Raw genomic sequence first — 17,316 nt, forward strand, 5'->3', positions numbered from 1 at the left:
TGGCCCTTCCTCCTTCCATTCAAGCCGCCTAGTGTCCGACCGATTCGCCGTCCTCCCCCAATACCTGTTTCCCAAGCAGGCGCTGACCAACTTTGCCGGTTTTGTAGCTTCGCGCGAGCGTGGCTGGGTCACCACCGAAATCATCCGCCGCTTTGTCGCCAAGTACCAGGTCAACATGGACGAGGCGCTCAATTCCGATATCGGCAGCTATCTCACCTTCAACGACTTCTTCACGCGTGCGCTCAAGTCCGGCGCGCGGCCGCTGGCCAATGCCGAGCTGATTTCGCCGGTGGACGGTGCGATCAGCCAGTTCGGTGCGATCGAGAAGGACCAGATCTTTCAGGCCAAGGGTCACAGTTATTCGACCACTGCGTTGGTGGGCGGGGATGCGGCGCTGGCGGCGCATTACCAGGACGGCCATTTCGCTACGCTCTATCTGAGCCCCCGGGACTACCACCGCATCCACATGCCTGCAGGCGGTCGGCTGACGCGCATGATTTATGTGCCGGGCGACCTGTTTTCCGTCAATCCCGCTACCGCACGCGGCGTGCCGGGGCTGTTCGCGCGCAATGAGCGCGTGGTCTGCGTTTTCGAATCGGCGCGCGGGCCCTTTGTGCTGGTGCTGGTCGGCGCGACCATCGTTGGCAGCATGGCCACGGTGTGGCACGGCGTAGTGAACCCGCCGCGCGGCAAGGTGGTGCGGCGATGGGATTACCCCGACGAGCCAGCCTCCGCCATTCGCCTCAAGCAGGGCGAGGAAATGGGCCGCTTCCTGCTGGGCTCCACAGTCGTCATGCTGTTTCCCAAAGGGCCGCTGCAGTTCAATGCCGAGTGGGCGCCCGGCCGCGAAATACGGCTCGGCGAAGCCATGGCGGTCTATGGTTAGGCAGAAGGCGTGAAGCCCAGGCGGTTTAAAAGTGCCATGGCCGCCGCCGGCGCCCTTTCCTTGGCACCGTTGATGAAATACACAAACACGTCGCGCGCCTTGCCCTGTGCCGGGGCTTCTTCCAGCGTCGGCAGGTCGGCCGGCGCGGAGCCGTCAGCCCATTGCCGCGCGCGCTCAGCCCACGCGTTCAGCGCGCTTTCCTCGTAGCCGGTCTCCAGCCCTGCTTCGCTCATCATGAGGCGGGCATAGGCGAAGTCACCCGTGAGGTCGGCGAAAGACGGAAATTTGTCAGAGTCGGTAAATACAGTGGCGACCTTGTAACGGCGCGCCAAGGCCAGGTAATCGGGCGACATAAAGCTCTCGTGGCGAACGTCGACGACATGGCGCAGCGCCCGGCCGTCCACCTGTTTCGGCAGCAGCGACAGAAACGCCTCGAAATCCCCTGCTTCAAACACCTTGCCGGGCATGAATTGCCAGACGACGGGGCCCAGCTTGTCGCCCAGCTCGCTGATGCCGCTTTCAGTGAAGCGCCGGATGGACTCGCCCGCCTCGGCCAGCACGCGGCGGTTGGTCGCGTAGCGCGAGGCCTTGAGGGAAAACATGAAGTTGTCCGGCGTCTCGTCGTGCCACTTCCTGAAGCTGGCCGGCTTGAGCGTGCCGTAGTAGGTGCCGTTGACCTCGATGGCGCTCAGCCGGCGGCTTGCGTATTCGAGTTCGCGGCTGTGCGCCAGGCCGGCTGGGAAAAAGTTGTCGCGCCAGGGCTCAAAGGTCCAGCCGCCCACGCCAGCGCGGATGCGGGAATCGGCTGCCGTGGAAGGCGTGGCGGCGGAAGATGGCGCGTGTGCGCGGCTTGCTGGTGTCATGGCGGCTCCGTGGCGTACTTGTCTGCTTTCTCGTCCAATTAGAGGAGTTATCTTTGCCCACGCCGCCTGCGAGGCGCTGTAGGTTGAGTTCTCCAATTGCGGGTCTTCCCTTGGCCGGTGGCACGGTCTGTGTCGGAAGCGTACAGTAGCAGGTGCGGCAGCAAAACGCTGTCCTAAAAAAGCCGATACCCTTGTTCCCGGAGCCTTTCCAATGAACGCCCCACTGCACCGCGAAATCCCCGCCAGCATCCTTAACGCCGCCCAGGCCTTGTCCCAGGTCACGGCCCAATGGGACGGCGACATCGTCAAACAGATCACCGACTACATCTCCATCCCAGCCAAGTCCCCCACGTTTGACAGCGACTGGGCGCAGCACGGCTTCATCGACACCGTCATGCGCAATGCGGCGGCCTGGGTCGAGGCGCAGAAGGTCGAAGGCCTCAAGCTGGAGATCGTGCGACTCGAAGGCCGCACCCCGGTGCTGTTCTTTGAGATCCCGGCCACGCGCGCCGATTCGACGCAAACCGTGTTGATGTACGGCCACCTCGACAAGCAGCCCGAGTTCACCGGTTGGCGCAATGATTTGAGCCCCTGGATGGCCAAGTACGAAGATGGAAAGCTTTATGGCCGTGGCGCCGCCGACGATGGGTATGCGGTCTACGCCAGCATTGCCGCGGTGCAGGCGCTCAAAGCGCAGAACGTGCCGCACCCGCGCATCGTTGGCCTGATCGAAACCTGCGAGGAAAGCGGCTCCTATGATTTGCTGCCTTACGTCAATGCGCTGCGTGAGCGCCTGGGCGACGTCGCGCTGGTGGTGTGCCTGGATTCCGGCGCGGGCAACTACGACCAGCTGTGGCTGACCACCAGCCTGCGCGGCAACGCGGCGGGCGTGCTCAAGGTGGAAATCCTCACCGAAGGCGTGCACTCCGGCGACGCCAGCGGCCTGGTGCCGTCGAGCTTTCGCATCATGCGCCAGGTGCTGGACCGCCTGGAAGACAGCAAGACCGGTCGTCTGCTGCCGCAGAGCTTTCACTGTGAGGTTCCGGCCGACCGGCTGGCGCAGGCGCAGGCCACCGCCAAAATCCTCGGCGAAGAAATCTACAAGCGCTTTCCCTGGGCGCACTACGACTGTGAAGGCTCCAGCGCATTTGCCTTGCCCACCACGACCGACCCGGTGGAAGCCCTGCTCAACCGCACCTGGCGGCCGACGCTGAGCGTGACGGGTGCCGAAGGTTTTCCGGCCCTCAAGGATGCAGGCAATGTGCTGCGCCCCTACACCGCTTTCAAGCTCTCGCTGCGTTTTCCGCCGCTGATCGACGCCGGCGCCGCGGTGCAGGAACTCAAGACACTGCTGGAAGACAATGCGCCTTACCAAGCCAAAGTCACGTTTGAAAGCAACGGCGGCGCCACCGGCTGGAATGCGCCCAGCACCGTACCCTGGTTTGAGAACGCGCTCAACGATGCGTCGCAAAGCTTCTTCGGCGCGCCCTGCGGCACCATAGGCCAGGGCGGAACCATTCCGCTGATGAACATGCTGAGCAAGGGCTTCCCCAAGGCGCAGATGATGGTTTGCGGTGTGCTCGGCCCCAAGAGCAATGCGCACGGCCCTAACGAGTTCCTGAACGTGCCCTATGCGAAGAAGCTGACCGCCGCGGTCGCGCATGTGATGGCCCGTGTTCCCGGTTGATGCGGGTGAGCTACCCTTCTTTGCGCCGCGGTTTGCCGGCAGCGCTTGTTTCAAGCCAGGCTTTTGCTGCCGCATGCATTCCACCGTCCTAGCGCCTTTCACCGCCCGCGACGGCGAGAACCTGGCTCTCTATGAGTGGCCACTGGATGCTTTGGCCATCGAAGGGGGTCAACATGCGTTGCCGCCGCGCGCCATGGTGCTGCTGGTCCATGGCTTGGGCGAGCACGCCAGCCGCTACGACCATGTCGCCAGCCAATTGCTCGACTGGGGTTTTGCCGTGCGTGCCTACGACCAGCGCGGCCATGGCGAATCGGGCGGGGTCCGTGGTGTGCTGCCCAATGAGACTGCACTGCTGGACGACCTGGCCGAAATAGTCGACGACACGCGCCTGCGTTGCGTGCGCCTTCTGGAGGAGGTCAACGCGGACGGACGAAGCCCGCAGCCGCCTGCGCATCTTCCCCTGGTTCTGCTTGGCCACAGCATGGGCGGTCTGGTGGTGAGCCGGTTTGTCGCACTGGGCATTCGCCCCGTGGATGGCCTCGTGATGTCTTCTCCCGCGCTGGAGCCGGGGCTCAACGTCTTGCAAAAGCTGCTGCTGGCCTTTATGCCGAGGCTGGCACCCGACCTGTGTGTGGGCAACGGCCTGGACGCGCGCTACATCTCGCACGATGAAGAGGTGGTCAAAAAATACTTCACCGACCGGCTGGTGCACGACAGAATCTCGCCACGCCTGGGCAAATTCATCGCAACAGCGGGTCCCGCGACGGTGGCGGCCGCCGCCCAATGGCGCACGCCTACGCTGCTGATGTATGCGGGTGCGGACCGGCTTGTCAATCCGGCCGGCAGCCGCGCTTTCTCGGAAAACGCGGCCCACTCACCGGCCGTGACCGCCGGTACGGTGACGTCGCGGTGCTTTGAGGGCCTCTATCACGAGATATTCAATGAAGTCGAGTCGGAGCCGGTGTTTGACACGCTCAAGGCCTGGCTGGACGCCCGCTTCTAGCGGTTAAGAAAATCTCAAGAGAAATTCGGCTTCGGCCCAATAAGAACGGGCGCAAACAGCTATAAAAACAATAGCAGTAACTGGCGACATCACCGGGTTCCATGCCCAGCCTGACCGCAATGTCGGACACGGTGCGAGGCGTAACCAGGTTCTCAGGCCTTCTGTCCCTTGCGTTGGCCGAGTGCAAGCCAGGCCAGCGCGGCGGCGGTGAGCCCCAGCGGCAGCAGTGACCCCAGGTTCAACAGCGCCCAGCCTTGGGTGGTCACCAGCACGCCGGAGGCCAGCGAGGAAACCGCCAGCACGGCAAAAATACAGAAATTGAGCGCGCCCTGCGCCTTGTCTTTTTCTTCCGGCCGATAGGTCTCAAGCGCCAGGGTGGTGCTGCCGGTGAAAAGAAAATTCCAGCCCAGACCCAGCAAAAAGAGCGCCGCCAGAAATTCCTTGAGCTCCACGCCCGAGAGCGCGATCAGCACGCACACCACGTTGAGCGCCAGACCCACCGCCATGATGGGCAAAGTGCCGAAGCGCCGGATCAGGTGACCGGTGAAAAAACCGGGTGCGAACATGCCGATCACGTGCCACTCCAGCACCAGCGCGACGCTGGAAAACGGCAGGCCGCAAACCTGCATGGCAATTGGCGTGGCCGCCATCAGCAGGTTCATCACGCCAAAGCCCAGGGCACCGGCTGCGGCGGCCACGATGAAGATCGGCTGCCGCATGATTTCGCGAAGTGGCCGGCCACCGCGGCTGGCATGCGCCTCGGGCGGCGGCGGAAACCGGATGAATGCCAGCAGCGCCATCGACAGCAGCGCCACGCCGGCCAGCGCCAGGTAGGCGCCTGCAAAGGGCACGTCGGTCAGCCCCCGCGTAGAGGCCGCCAGGTTGGGCCCGGCGACGGCGCCCAGCAGGCCGCCTGCCATGACCAGGGAAATGGCCTTCTCGCGAAAGGCCGGCAGGGCGAGCTCGGCCGCGGCAAAGCGGTAGAGCTGGGCATTGGCGCTGTAGTAGCCCGCCACCACTGTGGCGGCCACCAGAAGCCAGAAATTTTTGCTGTAAGCCGCATAGCAGCACAGCAGGGCCGAGGCGGCGGCCACCAGCAGGCCCAGCTGGAAGGAAATCTTGCGCCCGAAGCGCATTTGCGTGCGCGCCACCACGGACGTGGACAGCGCGCCACCCACCACATAGCCCATGACGGGCAGTGTCGCCATCCAGCCCAGCGGTGCCAGGTTCAGGCCGACCAGGCCGTTGATGGCGATGAAGGTGACGTTGTTGGTGAGAAAGAGGCCCTGGCAGACGGCCAGCAGCCAGAGATTGCGGTTCATGGCGTGCCGCTTGTCACTGCGAGAAACGACAGGCAGGCGAGCGGTGCGGTTTCGGCCCGAAGCACGCGCGGGCCGAGGGTGACGGCCGCAAAGCCGCAAGCCATGGCCGCAGCCTCTTCAGCCGCGCTGAGGCCGCCCTCGGGACCGCTCAGGAAGGTCAGTGCGCCGGCACCAGCTGCGGCCACCGCTTCGGCCAGCGGCCGGCTGCCGTCTTGTAATGAGAGTAGCAGCCGGGTGCCGCCAGCTGCGCCCTGCCCCGCGCCTTTGAGCCAGTCAGACAGGTTAGCGACGTCGTGAACGGGTGGTATGCGGCTGCGGCCGCATTGCTCGCAGGCCGCGACGGCGACGCCCCGCCAGTGCGCGATTTTTTTGTCGGCTCGCTCACCCTTGATGCGCAGCACGCTGCGCTCGCTCATCAAGGGCTGGATGCTGGCCACGCCCAATTCGGCGGCTTTTTCAATCAGCCAGTCCATGCGGTCATTGGCGGGCATGCCGACGGCCAGGTGAATGGAACGGCTGGCTTCGCGTGCCGTGGCGGTGTAGCCGCCGATAAGGACCTCCACATCGCTGCGGCCCATGCGCTCGACGGTGGCTGCAAATTCCCCTTCGCTGCCGGGCTGGCCGTTGCCTTGGCCGTTGAATATTGTCAGGGCGTCGCCGGGCTGCATCCGCAAGACCTGGACGTGGCGCGCAGTGGATGGCGGCAGGCTGACGATGCTGCCAGACGCCAGCGCGATGTCAGCGAAAAACCGGGCGGTCATGGTGCTGGTGCAGGAAGATGCATTGTTAGGTGCTTGCTGTGAATGCTATAAAAATAATAGCTGCTTGCGCAGAGCCAGTGGGCGCTATGGCCTGATTGTGCATCAGAAGGTGTAGCCCACACGGGTTTCATTGCCCTCAATCTCGTCGAGCAGCACCATCAGCGGCCCGAGCTGCCGGTAGCGCGCAGCGGTGTTGCGGGCGTATTTGATGAAGCGGGGCGTTTCGGCCAGGTATTTGGGCTTGCCGTCACGCAGCGTGAGGCGCGCAAAGATGCCCAGAATCTTGAGGTGGCGCTGCAGGCCCATCCATTCCACGGCCCGGTAAAACTCGCCAAAATCGTCACCGACCGGCAGGCCGGCCTTGCGGGCTTTTTGCCAATAGCGCACGGTGATGTCCAGTACGAAATCTTCTTCCCAGCTCAGGAAGGCGTCGCGCATCAGGCTGGCGATGTCGTAGGTGATGGGGCCGTAGACCGCGTCCTGAAAGTCCAGCACGCCCAAAGGTGGAGCCCCCACGCTTGTCGCTTCGCGTACTGCGCTGCCCCCCGAGGGGGTTAATTTTCCTAGGGGCGGCCCGTCGGAAAATTGCATGCCCCCTGCGTTGCTGGGCCGGGTGATCATCAGGTTGCGGGGCATGAAGTCGCGGTGCACAAACACCCGTGCGCCATTGAGCGAATTCAGGTTGCTGGCCTTGATCTGTTCGAAGATGACGTTCAGCTTGTCCTGAAGGCCGGTGTCCAGCGCCAGCCCGCGATGTCTGGCGACATACCAGTCCGGAAAGAGCGACAGCTCGCGCGACAGGAGTGCATCGTCGTAGGGCGGAAGCACGCCGGGCGTGGAGGCGAGTTGCCAGCGCACCAAGGCCTCCACCGCATCTACATACAGGTCGTAGTGCGCCGGAGTGGGGCTGGCGATAGCATCAACCTCGGCGGGCGGTCTAATCGCTTCCATCATGGTCTGCGCACCCAGGTCGCTTAGCAGCATGAAGCCCATTGGCTCATCCCAGGCCAGTACGCGCGGGGCAATCAAGCCGGCGCCGCTCATCAGGCCGGCGACTTTGACGAAAGGTCTGCAATCTTCCTGCGCAGGTGGTGCGTCCATGACGATGTAACTGCCATCGCCTGTTGCTGCGTCCACCCGGAAGTAGCGGCGAAAACTTGCGTCAGCTGATGCCGGCCTGATGGTGTCGACCCGCAGATTGTGCTGGCGGGCAGCGGCAGTCAGCCAGGCTTCGAAGGTCATGGCACGTGCCGGGTCGGCCCAGGCAATGGAAGGGGTGGTCATGTTTCTGGAGTCCCTGCCAGCCCTGCAATTGGGCGCTGGTTCGACATTGTGGGGACGGGGTGGAGGGTCATGGATAATCAGGCCTGATTTTACAAACGGGTTTATCTCACATAAACGATGCGCCGCGCATCCCCTTCGCCCTTTATTCTTTCCCCGATAGCTCAAGCTGTCTCCACGCTGGTGGTTTGCGCAGCACTGGGGATGACGGGTGCCGGGACGGCGCACGCCCAAACTCCGGCTGCGTCACCTGCTCCTTTTCAGGCCCCTTCCGCTGTTCCCCCCGCGGACCGGCCCGCAGGCGACACCCCGAAACTCAAGTCTTCGCCCCAGCTGGCCGAGCAGGTTTCCAGCGATCCCCAGGACAAGGGCCCCACATTTGTTTTTGGCGACCGGATTTCCGGCCGCCCCGATCTTGAAACCGTGATTGACGGCAATGCGGAATTGCGCCGCGGGTCTACCGCCATCCGCGCGGACCGCATTGAGTACTACCAGCCCGAAGACCAACTTAAAAGCCGCGGCAATGTTCGCATCAACCGGGCGGGCAACAGGTTTGAGGGTCCCGAGCTGGAGATCAAGCTGGACCGGTTTGAAGGCTTTTTCACGACGCCGGCCTACCGCTTCCTCAGCAACAGCGGCAACGGCCAGGCGGAGCGGATCGATTTCATCGATGAAGGCCATTTGACGGCCCAGCGCGCCAGCTACACCACCTGCGAGCGCAATGACGAGGCCAGCTGGGAGCCCTCATGGGTATTGCGCGCCAGAAGCTTCGAGTTTGACCTGGACCGCGAAGTTGGCGTTGCCAATGGAGCCGTTGTGCGTTTCAAGGATGTGCCTATCCTGGCTTTTCCCCGGGTGAGTTTTCCGTTGAGCGACAAGCGCAAGTCGGGTCTTCTGCCGCCCTCCATCGGCATGGGCTCAATCAACGGGTTTGAGTATCGGCAACCTTATTACTTTGATATTGCGCCCAATCGGGACGCGACATTTTCACCGGCGATCATGACCAAACGCGGGGTGGACCTCGCCGGCGAATTCCGCTACCTGGAGCCGAAGTACACAGGCGAACTGCAGGGAAACTTCCTGCCCGGCGACAAGTTGCGCAACCGTGACCGCTGGTCCTACAGTTATCAGCACGTTGGTGCCATCAGCAGCGGCCTGTCATCCGTCGGCGACCTGGGCATCAACCTCAACCTGAACCGGGTGAGTGACAACGATTATTGGCGTGACTTTCCAGCTCTCAAGGGGGCGACCACCCAGCGCCTTCTGCCCCAGGACGCGAGTTTGTCGTGGACCCGCGGGTTCTTTTCTTCGTCCATGCGAACGCTCAAATGGCAGACATTGCAGGATGTCACTTCGCCCATCGTTCCGCCTTACGACCGCCTGCCCCAGTTTGCAGCGGCGTACACCCGTGTGGATGCGCCGGTGGTGGGATTGGGCAATGGCTTTGACTGGTCGGTGGAGGGCGACTTCACCCGTTTTTCCGCAGATCGCCAGCTCACCAACCAGCCCAATAGTGACCGGGCATTCACGCGGCTGCAACTGAGCCGCCCCTGGCTGCTGCCTGCGGGGTACATCACCCCCAAAGTGCAGCTGCATGCCACGAGTTACAAATTTGATTCAGCGTTGCCCAATGGTGCGACAACGGCGTCGCGTGTTGTGCCTACCTTCAGCCTGGACAGCGGCGTGCAGTTTGAACGTAATGCCGGGTTCCTGGGCCGGAACTTTACCCAGACACTGGAGCCCCGGGCCTTTTATGTGCGTACTCCCTATCGCGACCAGAGTCTGCTGCCCAACTACGACTCCGGGTCCAACGACTTCAACTTCGCCACGGTCTTTACCGAAAACGCATTTGTCGGTAATGACCGTATTTCAGACGCTAACCTGCTGACCCTGGGCGTTACCTCGCGTCTGCTGGATCCTGCGACCGGTGCTGAAGCTGTGCGTGTCGGCATTGCGCAGCGCTTTCGTTTTGAGGATCAGAAGGTGACCCTGCCGGGTGTATTGCCGGTCACCGACCGCATCAGCGACTTGCTGGTCGGGGCTTCCGTCAATTGGGTGCCGCAGTGGTCTTTCGACAGTACGGTTCAGTACAACCCGAAGACCAAGCAATCTGAGCGTGCATCGATTGGCGTGCGCTACAACCCCAGCAATTACCGCGTCATCAGTGCCGCATTCCGGCGCCAGCGCAATGTCAGCGAGCAAATTGACGTGGGCTGGCAGTGGCCCATCAATGATTTGTGGGGCGACAAGGGAAAAGATCTGGGCGCTGGGCAGGGCCAGGGAGGCGGCCGCTACTATGCCGTTGGGCGCCTGAATTACAGCGTGCTGGACAAAAAACTGGTCGACTCGATCATCGGTGTTGAATACGATGGTTGCTGCTGGATAGGGCGCGTGGTTCTGCAGCGCTCTCAAACCGGGACCGGAAGCTCGGATACGAAAATCCTGTTTCAGCTTGAACTTGTGGGGTTTTCGCGCCTCGGTTCCAACCCCCTGGAAACCCTGAAGTCGAATGTTCCACGTTACCAATATCTGCGTGAGAATACCAGCACGCCAAGCCGCTTTACTACTTATGACTAATAACCGCGCCGTCCCAAGATTTTTTTTGAACTCCACTCAAGCCGCCACAACGGCCATGGCATTGTCGATTGTGCTGATGGTGGGTGCTCAGGCGCAGGGGTTGCGGCCATCGGGTACATTGCGCCTGCCCGACGCGGCCACGGGCTCCCGGACTGCGTCGGCGCAAGGAAGCGCGCAGCGGCAGGCTGACTTCATTGTTGCCGTGGTCAACTCCGAACCCATTACCAACAACGAGGTCCGAAGCAAGTTGATTCGGACCGAGCAACAAATGCTTCAGATGGGCGCGACAGTGCCGCCGCGCAGTGAAATGGTCGGACAAATTCTGGAACGCCTGATCAGCGACAAGGCGCAGCTGCAAATGGCGCGCAATTCGGGTCTGCGGGTCGATGACAATGCCGTCGAAGCTGCGGTCCAGACCGTCGCCAGCCAAAACCAGATCACGGTCGACGAGCTGCGCAATCGCCTGAAAGCGGACAGGATTGACTATGCCCAATTCCGCTCGGAATTGAGGGACGAGCTTTTGGTCAGCCGTTTGCGCCAACGCGAGCTGGAGACTCGTGCAACGGTCACGGAGCAGGAAGTCGACCAATTTCTGCGTGACCAGGATGGCGGCACCCCATCGTCTTCGCTGGCGCTCAACCTCGCGGAAATTCTGGTGGCCGTGCCGGAAAATGCCACACCCGATCAAGTCGCAGCGCTGCAGGCCAAGGCCCAGCAGGTGATGGACCGTGCCCGCAACGGTGCAGACTTCACGGCACTGGCCGCCGAAGTTTCGGCGTCTCCCACGCGCGCTTCGGGGGGCCTGATGGGGTTGCGGACTGCAGACCGCTATCCGGATCTCTTTGTTGAGGCGACAAGCAAATTGCAGGCGGGGGGCCTGGCGGGGCCGGTTCGGAGCGGGGCGGGATTTCACATCCTCAAAGTCATCGAAAAACGGCAAGGCGGCATGCCCAGCATGATGGTGGCACAAACCCATGCCAGGCATATCCTGCTCCGGTTGACGCCACAGCTCAGTGAAGCCGCCGCAGTGGAGAAGCTGGCGGGTTTTAAAAGACGCATCCAGGCCGGGCAGGCTGATTTCGCAGCACTCGCACGTGAGAACAGCGACGATGCCTCCGCAAAGGAAGGCGGTGACCTCGGCTGGGCAAGTACCGGCATGTTTGTGCCTGAGTTCGAGAAAGTCATGAACGGCCTGGCGCCCAATCAGGTCTCGGATCCCTTGGTATCCCGTTTTGGCGTCCATCTTATTCAGGTGCTTGAACGCCGCGAGACCCAGCTATCGCAACGTGAACAGCGGGAGATGGCACGCGGTGTGCTGCGCGAGAAAAAGCAAAACGAAGCCTATGCACTGTGGATCCAGGAGATTCGGGGCCGCGCCTATGTGGAGTACCGTGACGCACCGCAGCTGTGAAGATCGCCTCAGGCCTTCCTTAAGGTTCCATTCGCGCTGCGTGGGCGGGTCAACTTTCCGGCTGACTTCTCCAAAAAAAGGCAGTCTTGTTTGTATGCCAGTCTGGCGGCTTTAGGTCGCCCCCAATGTGAAACATATTCCGCGCAAGCGTTTTGGCCAGCATTTCCTGACGGACCAAGGCGTCATTGAGGGGATTGTGCAGGCGATTGCTCCACGTCCAGGACAGGCCATGGTGGAGATCGGGCCTGGATTGGCTGCGCTGACCCAACCCTTGGTTGAACGGGTGGGGCACTTGACGGTCATTGAGCTGGACCGCGATCTTGCCCGCCAGTTGCGATTGCACCCCCAGCTTGCCGTGGTTGAGTCCGACGTGTTGAAAGTGGATGTCCGCCAGCTGGCGCGAACGGCCTGTGCCGAAGGGCAAAAACTTCGGGTGGTCGGCAATCTCCCCTACAACATTTCCACACCCATCCTGTTTCATTTGCTGGATGCCGTGGAGGTCATAGAAGACCAGCACTTCATGTTGCAAAAAGAAGTGATAGACCGAATGGTGGCGGTGCCAGCTACCAGCGATTACGGTCGGCTCAGCGTGATGCTGCAGTGGCGCTACGCGATGGAAAACGTGCTGTTCGTGCCGCCGCACAGTTTTGATCCGCCGCCGCGGGTCGATAGCGCCGTGGTGCGCATGGTGCCGCATGCAGCGCCTGTGGCGCTGGACGTCAAACTCCTGAGTGAGCTGGTGCAGGTCGCCTTTAGCCAGCGCCGCAAGTTGCTGCGCCACACCTTGGGAAAGTGGCTGGACAGCCACGGTTTTGGCGGGCAGTTTGATGTCCAGCGGCGCGCTGAAGAAGTCGGGGTGACCGAGTATGTGGCCCTGGCGCGGAGCGTAGCGCAACTGCGCAATTAGCTGTTCGGTACACCTGATATGAAGATATTTGTCATCTCACTTCCCGAGGCGACCACCAGGCGAGCGACTATTGACCGGCAAATGATGACGCTGGGGCTGCGCTATAGCCTGATTGATGGTGTGCGAGTCGACCCAGAACGGCTGGCCGAGGTAGGCTACAGCGAAAGTGCGCGTCGGATTCGTTATGGTTACAGCATGTCGCCCGGGGAGGTCGGCTGTTTTCTGGCGCATCAGGATGCCTGGAGAGCAGTGCTGGCCGAGGGCGAAAAATGCCTGGTGCTGGAAGATGACGTATTAATTCCAACGCTAAGTACGGCGTTGCTCGCCCAGCTTGAATTGGCACCGTATCCCATGGTCAGGCTCGCAGGCGTCTTTGAGAAACGGCACAAATTCATCGGCGACACACCCTACGCAAAGTACTGGGGTGACCCTTCCGGCGCGGCGGCTTATGTGCTGGGACCGCGAGAGGCCGCGGAGCTGATACGGCGATCAACGCGGTTTTACATGGCCGTTGACGACTTTATGGAGGCGAGGCATTTACACGGTATCAACACCTATGCCTTGTTGCCCTATCCGGTCCGCCAGGCGGGAACCGACACGCAAATCGGCCATCGGGTTCGACCGCGATTGTCCGGCATCGCGCGTCTTCAGCTGATGCTGGTGCGCATCCCGATTGATATCAGCAAATATTTTCACCGCATTCTTTACTACATGTTTTAAGTCGCGGCGCGGTGCTGTCGGATGCGGCCGTTGTCTTAACTTCCGGCCTGGCGAAAAAAAGCCCGCAACAAGCGGGCCTTTTGTGAACCGGACAGCGCGCCTTTTTTCAGGCAGCTGCCAGCCAGTAACCCGCATTAAACGGGCTGCTCATGCGCAACGCCAGTGGCGACACGTCTACCAATTTGTCGGTCGGCATGATTTCTTCGCCTTCCGCGGTTGCTTGCTGGGCCTCATTCGCCCGATCCCCTTGGCCAATGTCTGGGGAGCGGGCTACAGAAAAGAATAGAAACATCTGAACGGTATCTTGCGATCCGCCCAGTAATCAGAGGCATCCCGGAAGATGTCGAGCAACTGCTCGCGCGCTTCCTTGTCAAATTTGGCGTTGGCCGGAATTTGCTCGAGCACGACAATAAAGCCGGGTTGCGGGCCTGACTTGTGGACCAGGTCCGTCATGCAGTCGTACAGTGCGTCGAAGTTTTTGCCGAAATGCGCCGGAAAGGTGTACTGCGCCGCAATCATGTCCAGCACGTCCTGCTTGCTCTGGGCGTTGCCCAGGTTGGCGTACAGGAAATGCTGGTTTAAATGTGTCGCGGCATCCTGCAGGTCTTGCACCCGGAAGGCCCGTATGGATTGAACGATATTGGGACGTACGCCGCGCAAGGGCGTTTCACCGTCCTTGCGCAAAGGCGTTTCGTTGTCCCGACGAAGTGGTGTATCCATCTCCGCTACTCTTTCTCTTAAGTCAAAAACTCAAAATAACGATCACAGTTCAATTTATTGAACGATTTTGCGAAAACTCGCATAGTGATCGTCGGTGTAATAACAGGCATCAGGTGCGACAGGTTTCAAGCCACCACAAACGATGCGCCGGGCTCCCCGGCTGCGCTCACCGGGCGTTCTGACGGTGTATTCGCGGTAGTAACCGCGACTTTGAGCCGGTAGAAGTCGTTCCCGGTTCCCAAACACCACGCCGTCCTTTTCATGCTTGAAAGGCCCGCCCTGGTAGATCAGCACCATCATGTCGCGTCCCTGGGGGGGCAATTGGACGGTCGCTATGGTCCCGATCGGAACCGGGCCCTTTGCCTGCACCATGCTGGGGATTGACCCGGCCAGACCGGTTGCCAAAACCAGCAACATGGCCGTTTTGGCCGCCCACCCATTGCGCAACATGAAAAAAACCTTTTTCTCGAATCCAGAGTTACCCACCGATTTTTCGGGTTAACCCTTAAATTTCAAGAGAGGTAGTTTGCCGCATGTGGCTAAAAAACGCAAGTGGATGCTGAAAATTTAGGCAGTAAAGAGAGGGGTCATTGATGCACTAAGTTAGTGCTGGCTATCTAATTTTGGCTCATCGACTCGCATTGGCATCCGCTACCGTCAGTGCGGTCATGTTGACAATACGGCGCACCGTTGCCGTAGCGGTCAGGATGTGCATGGGCTTGTTTGCTCCTAGCAAAACCGGGCCGATGGCGATATTGCCACCCGCCGCTGTTTTCAGCAGGTTGTAGGAAATGTTCGCTGCATCAATATTGGGCAGTACCAGGAGGTTGGCCTCACCCGTCAGGGTGCTGTTCGGCATGATGAGGGCGCGCGCATCGGCGTCCAATGCCATGTCGCCATGCATCTCCCCATCAACCTCAAGCCATGGCGCTTTCTCGCGCAGCAACTCCAGCGTGCGGCGCATTTTCAGGGCGCTGGGCAGGTTGGAAGAGCCAAAATTCGAATGCGACAGCAGAGCCGCCTTGGGCTTGATGCCAAAGCGCATCATTTCCTCGGCCGCCATGGTGGTGATCTCCGCGAGCTGTTCCGCAGTCGGATCGCAGTTGACGTGCGTATCGAGCAGGAACACCTGGCGCCCCGGAAGCAACAAGCCGTTCATGCAGGCATAGGTGTTGACGCCTTCGCGCTTGCCGATGACCTGATCCAGATAGTCCAGATGATGGGCCGTCGTGCCCCAGGTGCCGCAAATCAGCCCGTCCACGTCGCCTTTGTGCAGCAACATGCCGGCGATCAATGTGAGGCGGCGGCGCATTTCGATTTTGGCGATCTGCACCGTCACACCACGGCGTTCCATGAGGCGGTGATAGGTTTGCCAGAAGTCGCGGTAGCGATGATCCTGCTCGACATTGACGACGTCGTAGTCGAGCTCCTCCTTAAGGCGCAGGCCGAATTTTTCGATGCGTTGGGCAATGATGGCGGGCCGGCCGATCAGTGTCGGGCGTGCGAGTCCTTCATCCACCACGATCTGGCAGGCACGCAGCACGCGTTCTTCCTCACCCTCGGCATAGGCCACACGCTTGCGGCTGGCGGCCTTGGCGGCCGCGAAAATCGGTTTCATCACCGTGCCCGAGGCGTAGACAAAGCTTTGCAGCCGCTCGCGGTAAGCGTTCATGTCCTGAATGGGCCGCAGGGCCACCCCGCTGTCGGCCGCCGCCTGCGCGACGGCGGGCGCGATCTTCATCATGAGGCGCGGATCGAAAGGCTTGGGAATCAGGTATTCGGGCCCGAACGCCAGCTTTTCACCCACGTAGGCGGCTGCCACGACTTCACTTTGCTCGGCCTGCGCCAGCTCGGCTATGGCGTGTACAGCCGCGATTTCCATCTCGATGGTGATGGTGGAGGCCCCGGCATCCAGTGCGCCGCGGAAGATGTAGGGAAAGCACAGGACGTTGTTGACCTGATTCGGGTAGTCGGTGCGGCCGGTCGCCATGATGGCGTCGTCGCGCACGGTCCGGACGTCCTCCGGCGTGATCTCGGGATTGGGATTGGCCAGCGCCAGGATGATGGGCTTGGCGGCCATTTTGGCGACCATGTCTTTCTTGAGCACGCCACCGGCGGAAAGGCCCAGGAAGATGTCCGCGCCAGCGATGACGTCGGCAAGCGTGCGTGCATCGGTCTTCTGCGCGAACTGGATCTTGTCTTCGTCCATCAGCTCGGTGCGGCCTTCATAGACCACGCCGGCCAGATCGGTCACGAACACGTTTTCGCGCTGGATGCCCAGCTTGAGCAACAGGTTCAGGCAAGCCAGGGCGGCCGCGCCCGCGCCGGACGTCACGAGCTTGACTTGCCCCGGACCTTTGCCGACAACCTTGAGCGCATTCAGGACGGCCGCACCTACGGTGATGGCGGTACCGTGCTGGTCATCATGGAAGACCGGGATCTTCATGCGCTTGCGCAGCTCACGCTCGATATAAAAACAGTCGGGCGCCTTGATGTCTTCAAGGTTGATGGCGCCGAAGGTCGGCTCCAGCGAAGCAATGATGTCGACCAGCTTGGCCGGGTCTTTTTCGTCGATCTCAATGTCGAACACATCCACGCCGGCGAACTTCTTGAACAGCACGCCCTTGCCTTCCATGACCGGCTTGGAGGCCAAAGGGCCGATGTCGCCCAGGCCCAGCACGGCGGTGCCGTTGGTCACGACAGCCACAAGGTTGCCGCGGCTGGTGTACTTGAAGGCGTTATTCGGGTCCTTGACAATTTCTTCGCAAGGTGCGGCGACGCCTGGCGAATAAGCCAGGGCCAGGTCGCGCTGGTTGGTCAGCTGTTTGGTCGCTGCGATGGCGATCTTGCCCGGGGTCGGAAACTCGTGGTATTCAAGTGCGGCGAGGCGCAATTCGGCGCGTTTTTCTTCGCGATTGGCTTCAGTGCTATTGGGCGTCGCGGTGGGGGGTGTCGGCATCAGCAAGGTCTCCAGCGGAAACGGTCGGGTCGACCGTCAATTTCTTGTAAGGTCTGCGATTGTAGGCCGTCGGAGGGGAAAACCCTAGTAAGTGAATCTACGCAAAAAGGTGTATTGCTTTTGACTTTTCAGCACAGAAAGCCGCTTTGCCGCGGAGCTCATTCACGATGGCGGCGCGTAGCCGTTTTTTGAGCGCTTTAAGCGCGAAATAAAAAAAGC

General features: G+C 61.1%; 14 protein-coding genes. 7 read left to right on the top strand and 7 right to left on the bottom strand.

Annotated features, from left to right (window positions below):
- The first annotated feature begins 31 nt into the window (after positions 1-31).
- Entirely contained in the window at positions 32-886 is an 855-nt protein-coding gene (asd, locus tag ACXJKE_RS17810) for an archaetidylserine decarboxylase (RefSeq protein WP_457281925.1), read from the top strand.
- Here asd and ACXJKE_RS17815 read toward each other — a convergent pair.
- Positions 883-1,749 carry a DUF72 domain-containing protein gene (locus ACXJKE_RS17815; RefSeq protein WP_457281926.1) on the bottom strand — a complete coding sequence of 289 codons (867 nt, stop codon included), beginning with the start codon at positions 1,747-1,749 and terminating at the stop codon, positions 883-885. The genes asd and ACXJKE_RS17815 overlap by 4 nt on opposite strands.
- A 211-nt stretch (positions 1,750-1,960) precedes the next feature.
- On the opposite strand from ACXJKE_RS17815, the gene ACXJKE_RS17820 reads away from it, so the two are divergent.
- Complete coding sequence (locus tag ACXJKE_RS17820; protein WP_457281927.1) at positions 1,961-3,436, top strand: M20 family metallopeptidase; 1,476 nt, start codon at positions 1,961-1,963, stop codon at positions 3,434-3,436.
- A gap of 73 nt (positions 3,437-3,509) precedes the next feature.
- The gene (locus ACXJKE_RS17825) at positions 3,510-4,439 is read left to right on the top strand and encodes an alpha/beta hydrolase (protein WP_457281928.1); all 930 of its coding nucleotides are present in this window, start codon (positions 3,510-3,512) and stop codon (positions 4,437-4,439) included.
- Between the two features lie 152 nt (positions 4,440-4,591).
- On the opposite strand, the gene ACXJKE_RS17830 is transcribed toward ACXJKE_RS17825, so the two are convergent.
- The 3 genes from ACXJKE_RS17830 to ACXJKE_RS17840 all read right to left on the bottom strand — a co-directional run bounded on the left by ACXJKE_RS17830 (position 4,592) and on the right by ACXJKE_RS17840 (position 7,806).
- On the bottom strand, positions 4,592-5,761 hold the full coding sequence (locus tag ACXJKE_RS17830; RefSeq protein ID WP_457281929.1) for an MFS transporter: 1,170 nt from the start codon (positions 5,759-5,761) through the stop codon (positions 4,592-4,594).
- A complete protein-coding gene (locus ACXJKE_RS17835) occupies positions 5,758-6,522 on the bottom strand; it encodes a 16S rRNA (uracil(1498)-N(3))-methyltransferase (protein ID WP_457281930.1) in 765 nt (254 codons plus the stop codon). The genes ACXJKE_RS17830 and ACXJKE_RS17835 overlap by 4 nt, the downstream gene beginning before the upstream one ends.
- A gap of 102 nt (positions 6,523-6,624) precedes the next feature.
- Positions 6,625-7,806: an aminoglycoside phosphotransferase family protein gene (locus ACXJKE_RS17840; protein ID WP_457281931.1), complete on the bottom strand. Its 1,182-nt coding sequence runs from the start codon at positions 7,804-7,806 to the stop codon at positions 6,625-6,627.
- Between the two features lie 117 nt (positions 7,807-7,923).
- Between ACXJKE_RS17840 and lptD the strand changes: the two genes are divergently transcribed.
- From lptD to ACXJKE_RS17860, 4 genes are all read left to right on the top strand, one after another.
- Positions 7,924-10,380, top strand: a complete 2,457-nt coding sequence (lptD, locus tag ACXJKE_RS17845) for an LPS assembly protein LptD (RefSeq protein WP_457281932.1) — start codon at positions 7,924-7,926, stop codon at positions 10,378-10,380.
- Positions 10,373-11,791 (top strand): peptidylprolyl isomerase, encoded by a 1,419-nt coding sequence (locus tag ACXJKE_RS17850; RefSeq protein ID WP_457282088.1) that lies wholly within the window; start codon positions 10,373-10,375, stop codon positions 11,789-11,791. The genes lptD and ACXJKE_RS17850 overlap by 8 nt, the downstream gene beginning before the upstream one ends.
- Before the next feature lie 127 nt (positions 11,792-11,918).
- Complete coding sequence (gene rsmA / locus ACXJKE_RS17855) at positions 11,919-12,698, top strand: 16S rRNA (adenine(1518)-N(6)/adenine(1519)-N(6))-dimethyltransferase RsmA (RefSeq protein WP_457281933.1); 780 nt, start codon at positions 11,919-11,921, stop codon at positions 12,696-12,698.
- Between the two features lie 18 nt (positions 12,699-12,716).
- Positions 12,717-13,418: a glycosyltransferase family 25 protein gene (locus ACXJKE_RS17860; protein WP_457281934.1), complete on the top strand. Its 702-nt coding sequence runs from the start codon at positions 12,717-12,719 to the stop codon at positions 13,416-13,418.
- 270 nt (positions 13,419-13,688) lie between these two features.
- Here the strand turns inward: ACXJKE_RS17860 and ACXJKE_RS17865 are convergent, their stop codons facing one another.
- The 3 genes from ACXJKE_RS17865 to ACXJKE_RS17875 form a co-directional block, all read right to left on the bottom strand.
- Positions 13,689-14,138, bottom strand: a complete 450-nt coding sequence (locus ACXJKE_RS17865) for a barstar family protein (RefSeq protein WP_348050784.1) — start codon at positions 14,136-14,138, stop codon at positions 13,689-13,691.
- Positions 14,139-14,192: 54 nt separating this feature from the next.
- On the bottom strand, positions 14,193-14,588 hold the full coding sequence (locus ACXJKE_RS17870; protein WP_457282089.1) for a ribonuclease domain-containing protein: 396 nt from the start codon (positions 14,586-14,588) through the stop codon (positions 14,193-14,195).
- A gap of 178 nt (positions 14,589-14,766) precedes the next feature.
- Entirely contained in the window at positions 14,767-17,097 is a 2,331-nt protein-coding gene (locus tag ACXJKE_RS17875; RefSeq protein WP_457281935.1) for an NADP-dependent malic enzyme, read from the bottom strand.
- Positions 17,098-17,316: the final 219 nt, after the last annotated feature.

It is taken from the genome of Polaromonas sp. P5_D5, assembly GCF_054049435.1.